The sequence below is a fragment of the Frigoribacterium sp. PvP121 genome (genome assembly GCF_017833115.1).
Taxonomy (GTDB): Bacteria; Actinomycetota; Actinomycetes; order Actinomycetales; family Microbacteriaceae; genus Frigoribacterium; species Frigoribacterium endophyticum.
This window is the reverse complement of sequence record NZ_JAFIBR010000001.1, coordinates 2,915,732-2,935,232: the sequence shown is the minus strand read 5'-3', so window position 1 is coordinate 2,935,232 and position 19,501 is coordinate 2,915,732. Positions and strand designations below refer to the sequence as shown.

General features: G+C 72.5%; 18 protein-coding genes and 2 tRNA genes. 13 read left to right on the top strand and 7 right to left on the bottom strand.

Going from position 1 to position 19,501, the window contains the following annotated elements; translation table 11 throughout:
• Window positions 1–10: 10 nt before the first annotated feature.
• A complete protein-coding gene (locus tag JOE43_RS13660) occupies window positions 11–901 on the bottom strand; it encodes an acyl-CoA thioesterase II (protein ID WP_209518454.1) in 891 nt (296 codons plus the stop codon).
• Between the two features lie 21 nt (window positions 902–922).
• Here JOE43_RS13660 and JOE43_RS13655 point away from each other — a divergent pair, with 21 nt between their 5' ends.
• The gene (locus tag JOE43_RS13655) at window positions 923–1,594 is read left to right on the top strand and encodes a hypothetical protein (RefSeq protein ID WP_056056467.1); all 672 of its coding nucleotides are present in this window, start codon (window positions 923–925) and stop codon (window positions 1,592–1,594) included.
• A gap of 82 nt (window positions 1,595–1,676) precedes the next feature.
• Here the strand turns inward: JOE43_RS13655 and JOE43_RS13650 are convergent, their stop codons facing one another.
• From JOE43_RS13650 to pepN, 3 genes are all read right to left on the bottom strand, one after another.
• Complete coding sequence (locus JOE43_RS13650; protein ID WP_192126137.1) at window positions 1,677–2,204, bottom strand: globin; 528 nt, start codon at window positions 2,202–2,204, stop codon at window positions 1,677–1,679.
• Window positions 2,201–3,214 carry a mechanosensitive ion channel family protein gene (locus tag JOE43_RS13645; protein WP_245187158.1) on the bottom strand — a complete coding sequence of 338 codons (1,014 nt, stop codon included), beginning with the start codon at window positions 3,212–3,214 and terminating at the stop codon, window positions 2,201–2,203. Before JOE43_RS13645 ends, JOE43_RS13650 begins: the two co-directional genes overlap by 4 nt.
• Before the next feature lie 117 nt (window positions 3,215–3,331).
• Window positions 3,332–5,872, bottom strand: coding sequence for an aminopeptidase N (pepN, locus tag JOE43_RS13640; RefSeq protein ID WP_209518452.1), 2,541 nt, complete (start codon window positions 5,870–5,872; stop codon window positions 3,332–3,334).
• A gap of 135 nt (window positions 5,873–6,007) precedes the next feature.
• Here pepN and JOE43_RS13635 point away from each other — a divergent pair, with 135 nt between their 5' ends.
• Genes JOE43_RS13635 through JOE43_RS13615 form a run of 5 tightly spaced genes read left to right on the top strand, consistent with a single transcriptional unit; the run spans window position 6,008 to window position 10,255 of the window.
• Window positions 6,008–6,634 (top strand): DsbA family protein, encoded by a 627-nt coding sequence (locus JOE43_RS13635; RefSeq protein ID WP_209518450.1) that lies wholly within the window; start codon window positions 6,008–6,010, stop codon window positions 6,632–6,634.
• Between the two features lie 21 nt (window positions 6,635–6,655).
• Entirely contained in the window at window positions 6,656–7,141 is a 486-nt protein-coding gene (locus tag JOE43_RS13630) for a ribose-5-phosphate isomerase (protein ID WP_056056463.1), read from the top strand.
• Between the two features lie 9 nt (window positions 7,142–7,150).
• Window positions 7,151–8,128 (top strand): Fpg/Nei family DNA glycosylase, encoded by a 978-nt coding sequence (locus JOE43_RS13625; RefSeq protein WP_209518449.1) that lies wholly within the window; start codon window positions 7,151–7,153, stop codon window positions 8,126–8,128.
• 13 nt (window positions 8,129–8,141) lie between these two features.
• Window positions 8,142–8,759: an FMN-binding negative transcriptional regulator gene (locus JOE43_RS13620; protein ID WP_209518446.1), complete on the top strand. Its 618-nt coding sequence runs from the start codon at window positions 8,142–8,144 to the stop codon at window positions 8,757–8,759.
• On the top strand, window positions 8,756–10,255 hold the full coding sequence (locus JOE43_RS13615; protein WP_209518444.1) for an amidohydrolase: 1,500 nt from the start codon (window positions 8,756–8,758) through the stop codon (window positions 10,253–10,255). The genes JOE43_RS13620 and JOE43_RS13615 overlap by 4 nt, the downstream gene beginning before the upstream one ends.
• 72 nt (window positions 10,256–10,327) lie before the next feature.
• Here the strand turns inward: JOE43_RS13615 and JOE43_RS13610 are convergent, their stop codons facing one another.
• Entirely contained in the window at window positions 10,328–10,816 is a 489-nt protein-coding gene (locus JOE43_RS13610; RefSeq protein WP_209518442.1) for a Dps family protein, read from the bottom strand.
• Between the two features lie 229 nt (window positions 10,817–11,045).
• Between JOE43_RS13610 and JOE43_RS13605 the strand changes: the two genes are divergently transcribed.
• Both JOE43_RS13605 and JOE43_RS13600 read left to right on the top strand, forming a co-directional pair.
• On the top strand, window positions 11,046–12,638 hold the full coding sequence (locus tag JOE43_RS13605; protein WP_209518440.1) for a sensor histidine kinase: 1,593 nt from the start codon (window positions 11,046–11,048) through the stop codon (window positions 12,636–12,638).
• 9 nt (window positions 12,639–12,647) lie between these two features.
• Entirely contained in the window at window positions 12,648–13,313 is a 666-nt protein-coding gene (locus tag JOE43_RS13600; protein ID WP_056056457.1) for a response regulator transcription factor, read from the top strand.
• A 37-nt stretch (window positions 13,314–13,350) separates the two neighbouring features.
• Here the strand turns inward: JOE43_RS13600 and JOE43_RS13595 are convergent, their stop codons facing one another.
• Window positions 13,351–14,139: an SGNH/GDSL hydrolase family protein gene (locus JOE43_RS13595; protein ID WP_209518438.1), complete on the bottom strand. Its 789-nt coding sequence runs from the start codon at window positions 14,137–14,139 to the stop codon at window positions 13,351–13,353.
• A gap of 148 nt (window positions 14,140–14,287) precedes the next feature.
• On the opposite strand from JOE43_RS13595, the gene JOE43_RS13590 reads away from it, so the two are divergent.
• Complete coding sequence (locus tag JOE43_RS13590; protein ID WP_209518436.1) at window positions 14,288–16,087, top strand: acyltransferase; 1,800 nt, start codon at window positions 14,288–14,290, stop codon at window positions 16,085–16,087.
• Window positions 16,088–16,249: 162 nt separating this feature from the next.
• Here JOE43_RS13590 and JOE43_RS13585 read toward each other — a convergent pair.
• Window positions 16,250–16,320, bottom strand: a tRNA-Gly gene (locus JOE43_RS13585).
• A 151-nt stretch (window positions 16,321–16,471) separates the two neighbouring features.
• On the opposite strand from JOE43_RS13585, the gene JOE43_RS13580 reads away from it, so the two are divergent.
• From JOE43_RS13580 to JOE43_RS13565, 4 genes are all read left to right on the top strand, one after another.
• Window positions 16,472–16,544, top strand: a tRNA-Pro gene (locus tag JOE43_RS13580).
• Window positions 16,545–16,608: 64 nt separating this feature from the next.
• A complete protein-coding gene (gene tig / locus JOE43_RS13575; protein ID WP_056056454.1) occupies window positions 16,609–17,931 on the top strand; it encodes a trigger factor in 1,323 nt (440 codons plus the stop codon).
• Between the two features lie 160 nt (window positions 17,932–18,091).
• Complete coding sequence (locus JOE43_RS13570) at window positions 18,092–18,679, top strand: ATP-dependent Clp protease proteolytic subunit (RefSeq protein ID WP_056056453.1); 588 nt, start codon at window positions 18,092–18,094, stop codon at window positions 18,677–18,679.
• A gap of 37 nt (window positions 18,680–18,716) precedes the next feature.
• Window positions 18,717–19,379, top strand: a complete 663-nt coding sequence (locus tag JOE43_RS13565; protein WP_056056452.1) for an ATP-dependent Clp protease proteolytic subunit — start codon at window positions 18,717–18,719, stop codon at window positions 19,377–19,379.
• Window positions 19,380–19,501: the final 122 nt, after the last annotated feature.

Sequence of the window (19,501 nt, the reverse complement as noted above, 5' to 3'; positions counted from 1 at the left end):
CCCCGGCGGGTCAGGCCTCCGGAGCCGCCTGACGTCGGGGCACCCTGACCATGCCCTCCTGGGCGACGCTCGCGACGAGCCGCCCGGCACGGTCGTAGATGCGACCCAGGGCCAGGCCCCGGCCGCCGATCGCGTTGGGCGACTCCTGCACGTAGAGCAGCCACTCGTCGACGCGCGCCTCGCGGTGCCACCACATCGCGTGGTCGAGGCTGGCGGCCTTGAGGCCCGGCGTGACCATGGCGACGCCGTGGCGCCGGTAGATCGACTCGAGGATGGAGTAGTCGCTCGCGTAGAGCAGGGCCGCGCGGTGCAGGTCGGCGTCGTCGGGCATCGGCGCCGTGGCGCGCAGCCACACGGCCTGGTGCGCCACCCGGGCACCGTCGACCCGGAAGTACACGGGCGAGGGCACGTGGCGCATGTCGAAGGGACGGTCGTTGGCCCAGGCCCGGGCGATCGGGTGGTCGACGACGGAGAGCAGCTCGGAGTCGCTGGGCACGTCGTCGGGGCCCGGCAGCCCCTCGGGCATGTCGACCTGGTGGTCGAGACCGTCGTCGGGGGTCTGGAACGACGCGATCATCGACAGGATGGGCACGCCGTCCTGGCTCGCCTGGGTGCGCCGGGTCGCGAACGACCGACCGTCGTGGATGCGGTCGACCGAGAACGTGATGGGGATCGTGAGGTCGCCCGGGCGCAGGAAGTACGCGTGCAGCGAGTGCACGGGGCGCTCCGGCCCGATGGTGCGCTGGGCCGCCACGAGCGACTGGGCCATGACCTGACCGCCGAAGACGCGGCCCAGGGGCTCGGGCTGCGACGTGCCCGTGAAGACGTCCTGCCCGTCGACCGAGCCGGCCGGCGCGAGGTCGAGGGTCGAGAGGAGGCTCTGCAGGGGAGAGGCGGTCATCCGATGTAGTTTAGGGGGCCGATGAGCCGTACATTCACCCTCCCAGACTCCCTGTCCCTGAGCGACCTCGCGACCTTCCTGGGGCGCGCCGCCCGCGTCGAGGACGGCTCGGTCCGGCTCATCGCCGGCGACGGCGTGCTCGCCGTGTACGTCGCGGTCTTCTACCCCTCGGGGCTGCTCGACCAGAGCCCGACCGTGCTGGGCCTGCGCACCTTCCAGCTCGTCGACCGGCCGAGCTTCGACGCCGTGGTGCCGGTGCGGTCGCTGACCGAGCGCCTCGTGCGACTCCAGAACGACGTCGTCGACCCCACCGCCGCGGTGACGGCGACGCTCCCCGTCGAGGTGAACACGGTGACCTGGGCTGCCATCTCACCGCCGCGCGGCGGCTGGAGCCGGCTGGCGCCCGCCGACGAGACGCAGCTGCGCGAGACCGCGACGGCCGGCATCGACGAGGTCGCGACGGCCCTCGGGTCGGAGACGGGCGAGCAGATCGTCACCCGCGTGCGCTCCGAGGTGTGGTCGCGCCCCGTCCCCGGCGCGGAGCACCTGCCCGCCGCCGCGGCCTTCGCCGCGCTCAGCCTGGGCTTCCTCGGCGACGACGAGCCCGTCTCCGTGCTCGAGACCGGACCGTGGACCCGCGTCACGACGAGCCGGGGCCACGTGCTCGTCAAGCGCCGCGGCGGCCTGCTCTAGCCGCACCCTCACCCGCAGCCGCGGGCAGAGCACGGCATCGGCGCCGGGGCCGGCGCAGGTCCGGTCGGTCCGGCGTCGGTCGTCAGCGGTCGCCCGGCGCCGGCATGGCGTTCACCATGGCGTGGGCGGCGCGGTCGAGGTACGCCCACAGGGTCGCGTCGTGGAGGGGCGAGAGCTGGAGCTCGTCGACCGCGGCCCGCATGTGGTGCAGCCACCGGTCACGCGCCTCCGGCGTGATCGTGAACGGCATGTGCCGCATCCGCAGCCGGGGGTGGCCGCGCTCGTCGCTGTACGTCGTCGGGCCGCCCCAGTACTGCTCGAGGAAGCCGGTGAGGCGCTGGATCGCGCCCTCGAGGTCGTGCTCCGGGTACATCGGCCAGAGCAGCTCGTCGGTGCGGACGCCCTCGTAGAAGTGGCGCACGAGCCGCTCGAAGGCGGCCCGGCCGCCGATCTGCTCCCAGAAGACGCCCTGAGCGGCGTCGTCGCCGAGCCCCCGGCGCAGCGTGACCGGCTGTGCCGAGTCGGCGGGCTGAGCCGGGCTGCCGGCCCCCGGCACCACACCGTCACCGTCACCGGCAGGGCGCGGGGTGAGGGGGATGCCGCCGCTCATCGCCGACGCCCCCGGGGAGCGGGCTGGTGCGGGGTCGGCACGGTGTGCGGCGGCTTGGAGCCCTGCACCGAGGAGGCGCTGTCGAAGCCCGTGAGGACGACGCTCGTCAGCGACGGCAGCGTGATGCCCATGGCGTCGGTGGCCCTCTTGAGCCGTGCCCGCAGCTCGCGGTCGACGGTGTCGCGGTCGGCCGAGCGCGTCTTCACGACGACCCGGATGACCACGTGCTCGTCGGAGATCGACTGGATGCCCCACACCTCGGGCACGTCGATCACCGAGCGGTTCCACTTCGGGGTCGCCGCGAGCTCGTTCGCGCTCGCGAGCATGGCGTCCTGCACGGCGTCGACGTCGGCGTCGTAGGGGACGGCGAGGTCGATGACGACGCGGCTCCACCCCTGCGACATGTTGCCCACGCGCAGGATCTCGCCGTTGCGGACGAACCAGAGCACGCCGTTCACGTCGCGCACCTGGGTGACGCGGATGCCCACGGCCTCGACCACGCCCACGGCCGGGCCGACGTCGACGACGTCGCCGACGCCGAGCTGGTCCTCCGCGACCATGAAGATGCCGTTCAGGAGGTCCTTCACGATGTTCTGGGCGCCGAAGGCGAGGCCGGCGCCGACGACGCTCGCCGCGCCGACGATCGCCACGACGTCGAAGTCGAGCTCGCCGAGCACGAGCACCAGGGCGACCGCCGAGATGACGACGGTCACGACGTTGTTCAGGACGCTGCCGAGGGTGCGCGTGCGCTGCACCACCCGCACCGCCGCGAGGGGCGAGGCGACGAGCGCCTGTGTGTCGTCGACGTTCTGCTTGCGCTTGATGCCCGAGACGACCTGGTCGACCACGCGTCGGATCGCGAAGTGCAGCACGATCCGCAGCAGCACCGCGATGAGCAGGATGGCGGCGATGCGGATCGGCACGCCCCACATCGCCCAGAAGGCGTCCCAGTCGAAGTCGACGGGGGCGTCGGGGGTGGTGGCCGCGGCGAGGAGGAGAGTCTGCATCATCGCCGACGATCTAAGCACGCCCGTCCGACGTCGGCCGTGTGCGGCCTGGACGCACGGACGGCGGACCCTGTGAGCAGGGTCCGCCGTCCGACGGGTGGCCGCGAGCGACCGATGCGGCTAGGAGGCGTCGGCCGCCTGGGCGCGCAGGGCACGCTCGACGCCGGAGACGCTCTCGCTCACGATGCGGCGCAGGGCCGGCACGCCCGGGTTCGCCTCGAGCCACGCACGGCTGCTGTCGACCAGCGCCTGGTCGGCCAGCGGCGACGGGTAGAGCCCCGAGACCAGCGTGTCGGCGATGTGGTAGCTCCGCGACTCCCAGATCGTCGTCAGCGCCGCGAAGTAGGGCTCGACGAGCGGCTGCAGGATCGCGGGGTCGTTCGTGTGCACGAAGCCCTGGGCGGTCGCGCGCACGATGGCGTTCGGCTGCTCCGAGCTCTCGACGATCGACCGGAAGGCGGCCAGCTTGCCCTCGGTGGTGGGGATGGTCGCCCGGGCACGGGCCGCTGCCTGCGCACCGTTGGCCGTGTTGTCGGCCTCGAGCGCGGCGTCGATCTCGGCCGTGCCCGCGGCGCCGACGAGCACGAGGCCCTCGAGCAGCTCCCAGCGGAGGTCCGTGTCGACGGTCAGGCCGTCGAGCGCCACGGAGCCGTCCGTCAGGCCCTGCAGCGTCGCCGCGTGCTCGGGGGTCGACGCGATGCCGGCGAAGGCCTTGACGAACTGGAACTGCGCGTCCGACCCGGCCTCGGCCTGCTGTGCCAGGGCCCAGAGGCCGTCGCCGACCTCCGTGACGGTGGAGGCGCGGGTCGAGGGGTCGACGTACGCCCGCGCCGTCTGCGCCAGCTGGGCCAGCGTCGTGCGGATGGTCGTCGACTCGGTCTCGGTCGCGATGTTGTCGAGCACGAGGCGCACGTAGTCCCGCGGTGCGGTCTCGGCGTCGCGCGTGGCGTCCCAGACCGAGCCCCAGACGAGGGCACGGGCCAGAGGGTCGCTGATCTGCGCCAGGTGCTCCAGGGCGGTGGCCAGCGAGGCCTCGTCGAGGCGGATCTTGGCGTAGGCGAGGTCGTCGTCGTTCACGAGCACGAGCGCCCCGCGGTGCTGGCCGACGAGCTCGGGGACCTCGGTGCGGGTGCCGTCGACGTCGATCTCGACCCGGTGCCGACGCACGAGGGCGTCGCCGTCGAGGTCGTAGAGGCCGATCGCGAGACGGTGCGGGCGGATCGTCGGGTAGTCGGCGGGCGCCTCCTGCAGGACGGCGAACGCCGTGACGACGCCGTCGGCGTCGGTCTCGACCTCGGGGCGGAGGGTGTTGACGCCCGCCGTCTCGAGCCACTTCTCGCTCCAGCTCGTGAGCTCGCGGCCCGAGGTGGCCTCGAGCTCGACGAGCAGGTCGCTCAGCTCGGTGTTCGAGTGGTGGTGCTTCTGGAAGTACGCGGCGACGCCGGCGTAGAACGCGTCGATGCCGACCCAGGCGACGAGCTGCTTCAGCACCGAGCCGCCCTTGGCGTAGGTGATGCCGTCGAAGTTGACCTGGACGTCCTCGAGGTCGTTGATGGTCGCGACGACGGGGTGCGTGGACGGGAGCTGGTCCTGGCGGTAGGCCCAGCTCTTCTCCATCGCCTGGAAGGTCGTCCAGGCCTCGGTCCACTCGGTGGCCTCGGCCGTCGAGATCGTGGAGGCCCACTCGGCGAACGACTCGTTCAGCCAGAGGTCGTTCCACCACTTCATCGTGACGAGGTCGCCGAACCACATGTGGGCGAGCTCGTGCAGGATCGTGACGACCCGGCGCTCCTTGATGGCGTCGGTCACCTTGCTGCGGAACACGTAGGTCTCGACGAAGGTCACGGCGCCCGCGTTCTCCATGGCGCCTGCGTTGAACTCCGGCACGAAGAGCTGGTCGTACTTCTCGAACGGGTAGGCGTACCGGAACTTCTCCTCGTAGTAGGCGAAGCCCTGTCGCGTCTTCTCGAAGATGTAGTCCGCGTCGAGGTGCTCGGTCAGCGAGCGACGCGTGAAGATGCCGAGCGGGATGGTCCGGCCGTCGGAGCTGGTGAGCTCGCTGCGCACGACGTCGTAGGGGCCCGCGATGACGGCGGTGATGTAGCTCGAGAGCACCGGGGTCGGGGAGAAGGCCCAGGTGGCGACGTCGCCGTCGACGGCGGGCTCGGGGGTCGGCTGGTTGCTCACGACCTCCCAGCGGGCCGGCGCGGTGACGGTGAACTGGAACGTCGCCTTGAGGTCGGGCTGCTCGAACACCGCGAAGACGCGGCGGCTGTCGGGCACCTCGAACTGCGAGTACAGGTAGACCTCGCCGTCGACGGGGTCGACGAAGCGGTGCAGGCCCTCGCCCGTGTTCGTGTACTCGGCGTCGGCGACGACGACGAGCTCGTTCTCGGCCGCGAGGTCGGCGAGCTGGATCCGCACGCCGTCGTTCACCGCGGCGACGTCGAGCGCCTCGCCGTTCAGCGTGACCGAGTGGACGGTCCGCGTCAGCGCGTCGATGAAGGTCGAGGCACCGGGCGTCGCGGTGAATCGCACCGTTGTCGAGCTGCCGAAGACCTCGGCACCCCGCGTGAGGTCGAGCTCGATCTCGTACGACCGGACGTCGACGACGCTCCTGCGCTCCTGCGCCTCAACTCGGGTCAGGTTCTCTCCGGGCACGCTTGCTCCATCCGTCTTCAGGTGTCCATGGCGGACTCGTGGTCCGCCGACGAGCCTAGACCTGGGGCCCGCGGCCCGGCGGGCGCCACCTGCCCTCGGAGGTGCGCCCCCGGGGTGCAGGTGTTGACTGGGCGCATGACCGACACCGTCGCCCCCGCCCCCCACACCACCGTCGACTTCTGGTTCGACCCCTCCTGCCCGTGGGCCTGGATGACGAGCCGCTGGGTCGACGAGGTCGCCGCGCACCGCGACCTCGACGTCACCTTCCACGTCATGAGCCTCGCGGTGCTGAACGAGGACAACGATGTGAGCGACGAGTACCGCTCGATGTTCGCCCGGATGCTCCGCTACACGCGCCTCGTGACGGCGGCCGGCGAGCTCCACGGCCAGCAGGTGGTCAAGCCCCTCTACGACGCGCTCGGCACGCGCATCCACCCGGGCGGCGAGACCGACGCCGACGTCGTCATCCCCGCGGCGCTCGCCGAGGTGGGCCTCCCCGCCGACCTCGCCCGGCACGCCGACACCGACGAGTTCGACGAGCAGATGCGCGCCAGCCACTTCGACGGCATCGGCCGCGTCGGGCAGGACGTCGGCACGCCCGTCATCGCGGTGAACGGCACGGCGTTCTTCGGCCCGGTCATCTCGCCCGCCCCGAAGGGCGAGGTCGCTCTGACCCTGTGGGACGGCGTCGTCGCGGCGGCCTCGTACCCCGGCTTCTTCGAGATCAAGCGGACCCGCACCGTCGGTCCGATCTTCGACTGACGCCGTCCTAGGATCGAGGTCATGCGCATCCACGTCGCGACCGATCACGCCGGTCTCGAGTTCAGCACCACCGTCATCGAGCACCTGAGCCGGGCCGGCCACGACGTCACCGACCACGGGCCGACGAGCTACGAGCCCCTCGACGACTACCCCTCCTTCTGCATCGCCGCGGCCCGCGCCGTCGTGCGCGACCAGCGGGCGGGGCACGAGGCCCTCGGCGTCGTCTTCGGCGGGTCGGGCAACGGCGAGCAGATCGCCGCGAACAAGGTCGAGGGCGTCCGGGCCGCGCTGGTCTGGAACGACTCCACGGCGAAGCTGGCGCGTCAGCACAACGACGCGAACGTCATCGCCATCGGTGCGCGCCAGCACACCGAGGAGGAGGCCCTGGCCTTCATCGACGCCTTCGTGGCCGAGCCGTTCACGCACGACGAGCGCCACGTCCGCCGCATCGCGCAGCTCGCGGAGTACGAGACGACCGGGGCCATCGCCGGCCACCCGGTCGACTAGGGGCGACGCGTGCCCGAGGGCCACTCCGTCCACCGCATCGCCAACCAGTTCGCCCAGACCTTCGTCGGCCACCGCGTCGCGGTGAGCTCCCCCCAGGGCCGGTTCGCCGCCGGCGCGGAGAAGCTCGACGGCGCGACCATGGTCGACGCGAAGGCGGTCGGCAAGCAGATGTTCCTCGAGTTCGACAACGGGCTCTGGCTGCACGTGCACCTCGGGCTCTACGGTGCCTGGGACTTCGCGGGCGACATCGCGACCGGCGCCTCCATGGCGGAGTCGCGCACGCGGCGTTCCGCCACCCGCAAGGCCGAGAACGCCCCCGACGACGACGACGGCGAGCACTCGATGGCGAGCATCGGGGCGCCGCGCCGCAGCCGCGTGCGCATGGCCGAGCAGGAGAAGGCGGAGGACGACATCGAGTCGTTCCCGCCCGAGCCCGTCGGCCAGGTGCGGGTGCGTCTGCTCAGCGAGACCGCGGTCGGCGACCTGCGGGGCCCGACCAAGTGCGAGGTGCTCGACGACGAGGGCGTCGACGCGGCCGTCGCGAAGCTCGGCCCCGACCCGCTGGTCGACTCCCCGAAGAAGGGCAGCGACCGGTTCGTCACGACGGTGCGGAAGAAGCGCACGCCGATCGGCCTGCTGCTGATGGACCAGAGCGTCGTGAGCGGCATCGGCAACATCTACCGGGCCGAGCTGCTCTTCCGCGCCCGTCTCGACCCGCACACCCCCGGCAACCAGGTGCCGGAGGACGTCCTGAGGGCGCTCTACAAGGACTGGACGAAGCTCCTGAAGAGCGGCGTCGAGCTGGGCCAGATGATGACGATGGACGGCCTGACGAAGGCGCAGCACGCGAAGGCGCTGCGCAGCCGGGCTGACCGCCACTGGGTCTACCACCGCGAGGGGCTGCCCTGCCGGGTCTGCGGCACGAACGTCGTGATGGAGATGGCGGCGGGGCGGAAGCTCTACTGGTGCCCGGTCGACCAGGTCTGACAGGCTCGGTCGCATGAGGCACACCCCGCACTTCGTGCTGTCCGACGTCGCCGAGGTCGCGCGCCTCGTGCGCGAGAACCCCTGGGCCACGATCGTGGCCCACACCGCGGATGGCCTGGTCGCGTCGCACTACCCGGTCGTGCTGGAGGAGACCGACGACGGCTCGCTGTCGCTGGTCAGCCACGTCGGCCGCCCCGACGAGCGCAGCCTCGAGCTGGGCCAGGGCGAGGTGATGGTCATCGTCCAGGGGCCGCACGGCTACGTCTCGCCCGGCTGGTACCCGGCGGAGCAGATCATCCCGACCTGGAACCACGTCACCGCCCACCTGTGGGCCACCCCCGAGATCCTCTCCGACGAGGAGAACTTCCGGGTGCTCGGCGAGCTCGTCGACCACTTCGAGCGCGTGATGCCCGAGCCGAGCTCGCTGCAGCTCGACGAGGAGGGGGCACGCCGCGTCGCCCGCGGCACGGTGGGCGTCCGCCTCCGCGTGACCCGGTTCGACGCTCGCCTCAAGCTCAGCCAGAACAAGCCGCCGGAGGTCGTCGACCGCATCGTCGCCGAGCTCGACCACGGAGAGCACTACGCGCAGCCTGCCCTGGCGGCCGAGATGCGCCGGGTGCACCCCCGATGAGCGCCCAGTCCGAGGAGGCGCGGGCCGTCTTCCTGACGGACGCCCGCCTCGTCGGCGCCGACGGCTCCGCTCCCGTCGACGCCCTCCTCGACGGCGGGGTCGTCGCCCGGCTCGCGCCCCGGGGCGAGCTCGCGTCGCCCGCCGGCGCCGAGGTCGTCGACCTCGAGGGCCGGTGGCTCGGCCCCGGCCTCTGGGACTCCCACGCGCACCTCGACCAGTGGGCGCTCGTGCGCCGCCGCCTCGACGTCGGCGGGGCGGCCAGCGCGGCGGAGGCCGCTGCCCTCGTCGGGGCCCGCCTCCGCGAGGCGCCGCCCGCGGCCGGGGAGCCCCTCGTCGGCTACGGCTTCCGCGACGCGCTCTGGCCCGACGAGCCGCACCGGGCGCTCCTCGACGCCGTCAGCGGCGACGTGCCGGTCGTGCTGGTCAGCGCCGACCTGCACTCGGCCTGGCTCGACAGCGCCGCGCTGGCCGTGCACGGGCACGGCGGCCACGTGACGGGCCTGCTGCGCGAGCAGGACGCCTTCGCCGTGTCGACCGCCGTCAGCGCGGTCAGCGACGCCGTCCTCGACGGCTGGGTGGGCGACGCCGTCGTCGCCGCCGCCGCGCGGGGCGTGGTCGGCGTCGTCGACCTCGAGATGTCGTTCTCGCTCGACCGCTGGGCCCGTCGCGTCCGAGGCGGCGTCGACCAGCTGCGGGTGCGCTGCGGCGTCTACCCCCACGACCTCGAGGCGGCCGTCGAGCGGGGGCTCCGCACGGGCGACGTGGTGCCGGGCACCCGCGGGCTCGTCTCGGTGGGGCCGGCGAAGATCATCACCGACGGGTCGCTCAACACGCGCACCGCGTGGTGCCACGACCCGTACCCGGGGCTGAGCGGTCCGGGCGCGACCGGGGTCGCGAGCTACGACCAGGGCGACCTCGTCGCGTGGATGCGCCGCGCCTCCTCGGCGGGCCTCGTGCCGGCGGTCCACGCGATCGGCGACCGGGCGGCCGAGCGCGCCCTCGACGCGTTCGAGGCCGTGGGCTGCCGCGGCAGCGTCGAGCACGCGCAGCTGCTCGACGACGCCGACGTCGCGCGGTTCGCCCGCCTCGGCGTCGTCGCCAGCGTGCAGCCCGAGCACGCGATGGACGACCGCGACGTCGCCGACGCCCTCTGGGCCGGCCGCACCGACCGTGCCTTCGCGCTGGCGTCGCTCGTCGCGGCCGGGGTCGAGCTGCGCCTCGGGTCGGACGCCCCGGTGGCGCCCCTCGACCCGTGGGTCACGATGGCGGCCGCCGTCTCGCGGTCGCGCGACGGCCGTGCCGCCTGGCACCCCGAGCAGCGGATCGGGGCGCGGGCGGCGCTGCTGGCCTCGGTCGACGGGCAGGGGCTCGTCCGTGCGGGCCGCGTCGCCGACCTCGTCGTCACGGAGGCCGACCCGCTCGCGGCCGACGACCTCCGCGGGTTCCCGGTCGCGGCGACCCTCGTCGGCGGCCGGTTCACGCACCGCGCCCCCTGACGACGAAGGCCGCCGCCCCGGTGGGGGCGGCGGCCTCTCGTCAGGCAGGAGCCGGGGTCGGTCGGCGTCGGCTCAGCCGGCGACGTGCGCCGCGAGGAACCAGCGGTCCTTCTCGAGGCCGCGCGAGATCTCGATCGCGACGTCCTGGCTGGAGGCGTCGAGCTCGCCGAGCTCGTCGATGGCGGTGCGGACGCCGACCAGGGCGGCGTCGATCTGGGCGACCAGCTCAGCGATCGTGCGGTCGATCTGGCTGAAGCCGGGCGACGTCGGGGGGATCGAGGTCTTCGCGGCGACGGTCTCGACGCGAGCGTCGACGGGGAGGCCGAGGGCGACGACGCGCTCGGCGGCCAGGTCGGCCCACTCGCGGGCGTGGTCGACGACCACGTCGATGAGCTCGTGCACGGCGACGAAGGCGATGCCCCGGACGTGCCAGTGCGCCTGCTTGCCGTTGACGGAGAGGGCGGTCAGGTCGGTGACGATCGGGCTGAGGAACTGGGCGACGCCGGCGGCGACGTCCGGGTCGACGGAGCCCTGGGGAACGGTGATGCGGAGATCGGTCATGACGAGTCCTTTCCTAGACGATGGGTGCAACGCTATTCGGCTGAGGGGATTCCGCAAGCAAGCTGAGGCTGCACTTCGTGAGGGTCGCCTGCCCTCACCGGGGTGGGCCGAGGGCCCGTGACGCCCCCGTCGGGGTCGCCCGGGCGGCCCCGCACCGGGGGATAACCCCACCGGGCGTCCGGGCGCTGGCACCATGGGGAGCGCGGCCCAGACCCGCGAGGCTCGACCCATGACCCAGGAGCGCCCCATCACCGTCCAGAACCCCTACCTGTCGCCGCCCGCCCGCCCGGGCGGCTACCGTCGCCGCTGGCGCGAGCTGCCCCGTGAGCTCGGCTACGTGGCCCTCTCGGCGGTGCTGGTCGTGATCGTGTCGCTCGGCGCCGCGCTGTTCTTCCACGTGCTGAGCGGCTCGAGCGACTCGCTCGTCACCCTCGTCTTCCTGGCCGTGGTCGTCTTCGGCGCCCTCTGGCTGGCCCGCTGGTTCGGCACCTTCGAGGTGCTCCGGCTGCGCTGGGCCAGCGACCGCCCGATCCGCCCCGTCGACTGGACCCCGAACACGGCGTGGGGCCGGTCGAGCTCGCGCTTCGTCCGTGCCGTGTCGGTCTTCGCGAACCCGCACTACTGGCTGTACCTGCTCTACGCGCTGATCATCTTCCCGACCGTCGCGGGCGTGACGACGTTCGTGCTCGCCCTGCTGCTCGGCGGCCCCCTCCTGTTCGTGCTCGGCATCGTCGTGTTCTTCGGCGCCGTCACCCCGTTCCAGCTCACGGACTGGCCCTCGGCGATCGGCACCGGAGGGGCCGCCGCGCTGGTGATCGTGGCCCTCGCCCTCTTCGCCGGCGTCGTGCTCGTCTACCCGTACGTGGTGCACGCCGTCGTCGTCGTGCACCAGGCGATCGCGGCGGCCGTGCTCGGGGGCTTCCGCTCCGAGCAGCTCGAGGTCGAGCTGGCCGACCGCGAGATCTCGCGCACCGCCGCGCTCTCCGCCGAGGGGACGGCGCTCCGTCGTCTCGAGCGCGACATCCACGACGGCCCGCAGCAGCGGCTGGTGCGGCTCCAGATGGACCTCGCCGCCGCGGCCCGTGCCGTCGACGCCGACCCGGAGAAGAGCAAGGCCCTGATCGAGGAGGCGCGGGTGCAGTCCCGAGAGGCCCTCGAGGAGCTGCGCGCGCTCTCCCGCGGGTTCGCCCCGCCGCTCCTGCTCGACCGCGGGCTCGTCGCCGCCCTCGAGTCGCTCGTCGACCGCGCCGTGATCTCGACGACGCTGGTGAACCGGGTGCCCGCCCACGTGGTGGTGCCCGCCGACATCGAGCGCAACGCCTACTTCATCGCCTCCGAGCTGGTGACGAACATCGGCAAGCACTCCGAGGCCAGCTCGGCCGACCTCGCGCTCCGCACCCGCACCGCCCCCGACGGCGTCGGCACCCTGCTCGAGCTCGTCGTCACCGACGACGGCCGCGGCGGCGCGGGCCTCCGAGACGGGCACGGCCTCGCCGGGGTCCAGGAGCGCCTCGTGGGGCTCGGCGGCTTCCTCGACATCTCCAGCCCGCAGGGCGGCCCGACCATCGTGACCGTGAGCATCCCGCTGGTGACCGACCTCGGCAGCTCGGTGGCGCCTCCCTCGGCGGACGACCCGACCTCAGGAGAGCCGACGCCGACCGCGGCGACGCCCGGCACGTCGCCCACCCTGCCGCTGCCCCCGTACGCCGCCGTGACCGAGCCGCTGCCCGACGTGTCGCCGACGGCCGTCACCGAGCCGCTGCCCCGCGGCGCCGGCCGGGGGCGCGGCCGCGGCGCGACGGGCGGGCCGACGGCTCCCTAGACTGCCGGGATGACCGACGGCCCCCTCGACCCCGCCCTCCGCGTCGCGGTCGCCGACGACTCCGTGCTGCTGCGCGAGGGTCTGGTGCGGCTGCTCGACGAGCTGGGGGTGGCGGTCGTGGGGGCCTTCGGCGACGCCGACTCGCTGCTCGCCGACCTCGACGCGGTGGCTCCGGACGTCGCCGTGCTCGACGTCCGCATGCCGCCGACCCACACCGACGAGGGGGTGCGGGCGGCGATCGAGATCCGTCGCCGGCGCCCGCAGACCTGCATCCTGCTGCTCTCGCAGTACGTCGAGGTCGCCTACGCCCGCGACCTCCTCGAGTCGGGCTCGGGCGGCGTCGGCTACCTGCTGAAGGACCGCATCGCGTCGATCGACGAGTTCCGCGACGCCCTCGAGCGCGTCGCCGCCGGCGGCACCGTGCTCGACCCGCAGGTCGTCTCGCAGCTGCTCGGCCGCCGGAGCGACCCGCTCTCGGCCCTCACGCCCCGCGAGCGCGAGGTGCTGACCCTCATGGCCGAGGGCCGCACGAACGCGGCGATCGCCGCACAGCTCGTGATCGGCACGGGCGCCGTCGAGAAGAACGTCACGTCGATCTTCCAGAAGCTCCTGCTGGAGGACAGCGGCACGGACCACCGCCGCGTGCTGGCGGTGCTCGCCTACCTGCAGCACTAGGGACGGGCGGGGCACGACCCCACCGCGCCTCCCGGGGTCAGCTGCCGCCGTCGACGCTCCCCGGCGCCGCGCCGTCGGGCGTGCCCTCGAGGGGCCCCTCGTCGGCCCGGAGGACCTCGGGGTCGGCGCCGACGTCGAGGATCGTCTCGCGGAGCGACCGGCCGAGCCTCTCGTAGCCGGCCGTGGTCGGGTGGATGCCGTCGACGCTGGCACCGGGCGCCCAGGCCTCGCCCGCGCGCACCGTGCGCCACGGGTCGACGAAGACGTGGTCGGTCGTCGCGACCCAGCGCTCGAGGTCGCGCTCGTAGCGGGCGGCGGCGGAGGGGTCGCGGGCGTACGGGGGGATGGCGGCGACGACGACCTCGCGCGCGCTGACGGTGTCGACGATCGACTCGTACGACGCCCGGGCCGCGGAGAACGGGACGCCCGTGCGCACGTCGTTCGTGCCGGACATCAGCACGAGGACGTCGACGTCGGCGACGGGCTGCACGGCCGCGGCCTGCTGCTCGACCGTGCTGCCGCCCCGCGCCCAGCCGCCGACGTACTCGACGCCGTCGCCCTGCGCGTACGTCATCCACGTGTCGGCGTCGAGCCCGTCGCTGAGCAGGCGACCGCCGCCGGCCGTGAGCGAGTCGCCCACGATCGCGACCCTGACGCCGTGGCCGTCGCCCGCCGCGACGGGCACGAGCGTGCTGGCCGCGCCCGGCGCGGCCGCGGAGACCCGGGCGGGGGAGGCGGTGGTCACGGCCCCCGCGGAGCAGCCGGTCGTCAGCAGTGCCAGCGCCGCGCCCACGAGCGCGACGCGGGCGGGGGTCGCGCGGTCCATGGGTCGATCGTGCCGCATCGCGGCGTGCTCCACGTACACCGCAGGGATGACTCCCCGGGGGTCGTGGTCATCACGGCCGTCATGAGACATATTAGACTGTCCGGTCTGTGGGCCCGGGCCGGGCTCCTCGACGAACGGAGAGCCCGCCATGGTCCCCTTCCGCTACCGCGCCGAGCTCGACGGGCTCCGTGCCGTCGCCATCCTCACGACGATGTGGTCGCACGCGGGGTTCCGGGGGCTGAGCGGCTCGGGCATCGACTTCTTCTTCGTCATCAGCGGCTACCTCGCGACCAGCATCGCCCTGCGCGACCGCGACCTCGGGCGCTTCGGCGTCGTGCGCTACCTCGTCCGCCGGGCGCGGCGCATCCTCCCGGCCCTGGTCGTCGTCATGCTGGCGACCCTGCCCGTCGCCGTGCTGGTCATGCTGCCCGACGAGCTGGAGAACTACGGGCAGTCGCTCGTGGCGACGCTGGCCTCGGGCAACAACGTCCTGCTCTGGCTGACGTCGGGCTACTGGGACCTCGCCTCGGAGTTCAAGCCCTTCCTGCACACCTGGAGCCTCGGCGTGGAGGAGCAGTTCTACCTCCTCTTCCCGCTCGTGCTCGTCGTCGCGCCGCGGGTGCCCGCCCGGGTGCGCACGGCCGCGCTGGTCGCGGCGACCCTCGCGAGCCTCGGCCTGGCCGTCCACCAGGGCCTCGTCGACGTCGACTCGGCCTACTACCTCCTGCCCGCGCGGGCGTGGGAGATCCTCGTCGGCTGCCTGCTCGCGGTGGGGGCCCGTCGCGGCTGGCGGTGGCTCGTCGCCGTGCCCGACGCCCGGGCGCGCGGGCTCGCGCTGCTCGGCCTCGGTCTCGTCGTGGCCTCGCTGCTCGGGGCCCCGGCCGAGGAGGGGTTCCGACTGCCGGTCGTGGCGGCGGCCGTGGCGGGGGTGGGGCTCGTCATCGCCTTCGCGCGCTCCGGGTCACCGGTGACGCGCCTCCTCTCGGCCCGGCCGCTCGTCGCGGTCGGGGTGGTCACCTTCAGCGTCTACCTGTGGCACCAGCCCCTCTTCGTCTTCGCCCGCGTGCTGACGCCCGAGGCCCCGCCGGCCTGGCTCTTCGTCGTGCTGATGGCCGTCGCGCTCGGCGTGGGCTGGCTGTCGTGGCGGTTCGTGGAGGAGCCCTTCCGCCGCCCCGCACGGATGTCGCTCCGTCGGTTCGTTCCGGTCGTGGGCGGGGGAGTCGCGGTGGTCGTCGTCGCCGGAGCCGTGCTCGCCGGGTCGGGCGGCCTGCCCGCACGGCTCGGCGAGGACCCGGCCGAGGCCTCGATCGACTACAACCGGAGGATCAGCGAGACGGGCCGCGAGCCCTTCGACCGGCCCGACGCGACGAACGTGCTCGTGGTGGGCGACAGCTGGTCGCGCGACCTGGCGAACAGCGTGCTCGAGACGTACCCGCGGGCCGACCTCGAGCTGCGGCACCTGCACGGCCCGTCCTTCGACGCGGGGGTCTGCTTCCTCGCCGCGAACCCCGAGCTCCAGGGGTCGGCGCTCTGGGCGGGCGCCGACGTGGTGCTGGTGTCGATCGGCGACGAGTACGAGCCCTGCCTGCGGGGCGAGCTCGCGAGCATGACGGCGGAGGGCAAGGCGGTCTTCTACGGCGGCCCGAAGAACTTCGGCGACAACCTCAACTGGGTGGTGCAGCGACACGGCGACGACCGCGCCGGCCTGTCGAACCGGCTGCCGGGGTGGGTGGCCGAGCGCGAGGCGAGCTCGTCGGCCCTCGTGCCCGCCGAGCACTACGTCTCGTGGAGCCCCCTCTGGCGAGACGGGCGCGTGCCGATCACGGACGACGCGGGCGCCCTGCTGTCACCCGACCGCGTGCACTTCACCCGCGCCGGCGCGACCCTCTTCGGCGACGCCCTCCGCGCCTCCCCCCTCGACGCCTACTTCGCCCCCCTCGACCACTGACCGCGGCCCCGCAGGGTCGCGCGAACGCGACCTGCACCGGAGGCGCCGACCGAGCACGACATCCGCCTCGCCTACGGCGACGGACGAGGCAGAAAGACGCCCAGAGGAAGATTCATTCACGTCGCCGAAGGCGACGGACGCCGGAGGCGTCGAACAAGCACGAGGGGATGACGGGAATCGAACCCGCGCCATCAGTTTGGAAGACTGAGGCTCTACCATTGAGCTACATCCCCGGAGCGGCCGTGCCGCAGCGGTGGCACCAACTATAAACCATGGGCTCGGCCCGCTCAGTCACGGGCGGCCGTGGGTCGGCTAGACTCACCGAGGCCTGTTCCCACCCGACCTCAACGGGGTGACCGGGGGCGGGCCGAGTCAGGTGATGCACGGGGCGTAGCGTAGTGGCTAGCGCGTCCGTTTTGGGGGCGGAAGATCGCAGGTTCGAGTCCTGTCGCCCCGACAGTCGTCTACCCCCGCTGTCTCGGTCGTGAGTTCAGCGCCACCAACACAGGAGAAGCCCTACATTGGTCCAGACCACGGTTGAGAAGCTCAGCCCCACGCGCGTCAAGCTCAACATCGTCGTCACCCCCGACGAGCTGAAGCCCAGCGTCACGCACGCCTACGGTCACATCGCCGAGTCGATCAACATCCCCGGCTTCCGCAAGGGCAAGGTGCCGCCGCCCATCATCGACCAGCGCGTCGGTCGCGAAGAGGTCCTGAACCACGCGGTCAGCGAGAGCCTCGACAAGTTCTACCGCGAGGCCGTCGCCGAGACCGAGATCCGCGTCCTCGGCCGCCCCGAGGCCGACGTCGTGGCCTGGCCCGACGTGAAGGACTTCTCGGGCGACCTGACGATCGCCGTCGAGGTCGACGTGCGCCCCGACTTCGACCTGCCCGACTACGAGGGCCTCGAGCTCACGGTCGACAGCGTCGAGATCTCCGACGAGGAGGTCGACGAAGAGCTGTCGAACCTGCGCACGCGCTTCGGCACGCTCGTCACGGTCGACCGTCCCGCGACGACGGGCGACTTCGCCCAGATCGACCTCACCGCGACCATCGGCGACGACGAGGTCGACTCGGCCAAGGGCATCTCGTACGAGATCGGCTCCGGCGAGCTCATCGAGGGCATCGACGAGGCCCTCGAGTCGCTGACCGCCGGTGAGAGCACGACCTTCGAGTCGAAGCTGCTCGGTGGCGACCGTGAGGGCGAGACGGCCCAGATCGCCGTCACCGTCACCGCCGTCAAGGAGCGCGAGCTGCCCGAGGCCGACGACGACTTCGCGCAGATCGCCAGCCAGTTCGACACGATCGACGAGCTCAAGGGCGACCTCAAGGAGCAGCTGGCCAAGTCGAAGACCTTCGGTCAGGGCGCCCAGGCGCGCGACCAGGTCGTCGAGAAGCTTCTCGAGGCCGTCGAGATCCCCGTCCCGGAGAAGCTCGTCGAGGACGAGGTGCACCGTCACCTCGAGCAGGAGAACCGCCTGGAGGACGAGGAGCACCGTGCCGAGGTGAAGGAGAGCAGCGAGAAGGCCTTCCGCAACCAGATCCTCCTCGACGCGATCGCCGAGAAGGAAGAGGTCAAGGTCGAGCAGGACGAGCTCACCCAGTACCTGATCCAGGGCGCCGCGCAGTACGGCATGGAGCCCGGCGAGTTCATCAAGGTGCTCGACCAGAACGGCCAGATCCCGGCCATGGTCGGCGAGGTCGCCCGCAGCAAGGCCCTGGCGGTCGTGCTGTCGAAGGCGAAGGTCGTCGACGGCGAGGGCGCCGAGGTCGACCTGTCCGCCTTCACCGCCACGGCGGGCGTCGGCGGCGACGACGACCACGAGGGTCACGACCACGCCTGATCGGGCGTGACGACCGGAGGGCCGGGTGCATGTGCACCCGGCCCTCCGTCGTCTCCGGGGCGCGGCCGGCAGTCAGTTATTGCCGTGGGCGAACAGCCCGGAAGTGCCGCGTTGCACCCGATAGGTTCAACAGCAAGCGACAACGAATGGGAGCTCCACCATGGCCGACGTGACACTGCCCAACAGTGTTTTTGACCGACTGCTCAAAGACCGCATCATCTGGCTCGGGTCCGAGGTGCGCGACGAGAACGCCAACGAGATCGCCGCGAAACTCCTCCTCCTCGCCGCGGAGGACAGCGAGAAGGACATCTACCTCTACATCAACTCGCCCGGCGGGTCGATCACGGCGGGCATGGCCATCTACGACGCCATGGAGTTCGTGCCGAACGACATCGTGACGGTCGGCATCGGCATGGCCGCCTCGATGGGCCAGCTGCTGCTCACCGCGGGCACCAAGGGCAAGCGCTACATCACGCCGAACGCCCGCGTCCTGCTGCACCAGCCGCACGGCGGCTTCGGCGGCACCAGCTCCGACATCCAGACCCAGGCCCAGCTCATCCTCTCGATGAAGCAGCGCCTGGCCGAGATCACGGCGGCGCAGACGGGCAAGACCGTCGAGCAGATCAACGAGGACGGCGACCGCGACCGCTGGTTCACCGCCGAGGAGGCCCTCGAGTACGGCTTCGTCGACCACATCCGCGGTTCGGCCACCGACGTCATCGGCGGCGCCGGCACCGACCAGGACTAGCCCCCACCCGATCATCAGCACAGAAAGAGAAGAACTCATGGAACTCCCGATGATGGGTGGCGCGGGTCGACTGCAGGCCCCCAGCTCCCGGTACATCCTGCCGAGCTTCGAGGAGCGCACGGCCTACGGCTACAAGCGCCAGGACCCGTACGCGAAGCTCTTCGAGGACCGCATCGTCTTCCTCGGCGTGCAGGTCGACGACGCCTCGGCCGACGACATCATGGCTCAGCTGCTCGTGCTCGAGAGCATGGACCCTGACCGCGACATCACCCTCTACATCAACTCGCCCGGCGGCTCGTTCACGGCCATGACGGCCATCTACGACACGATGCAGTACATCCGCCCCGAGATCCAGACGGTGTGCCTCGGCCAGGCGGCGTCCGCCGCGGCCGTGCTGCTCGCGGCCGGCCAGCCCGGCAAGCGCCTCGCCCTGCCCAACGCCCGCGTGCTGATCCACCAGCCCGCGACCGGCGGCAGCAGCGGCGGCCAGGCGTCCGACATCGAGATCCAGGCGAAGGAAGTGCTCCGCATGCGCACCTGGCTGGAGGAGACCCTCTCGAAGCACTCGAACAAGTCGCCGGAAGAGGTCAACCGCGACATCGAGCGCGACAACATCCTGGGGGCCGAGGAGGCGCTGGCCTACGGCCTCGTCGACCAGGTGCTCACCTCGCGCAAGAACCAGCCGGCGCTCACGCGCTGACCCCTGCGCTGACCGGCCTCGGCCGGGTCGGCACGACGACGGAGGACCCCGGGCACGCGCCCGGGGTCCTTCGTCGTCCTCCCCGGGGCGCCCGGCGCGGGTCGATCCGGCGCGGAGGGCGG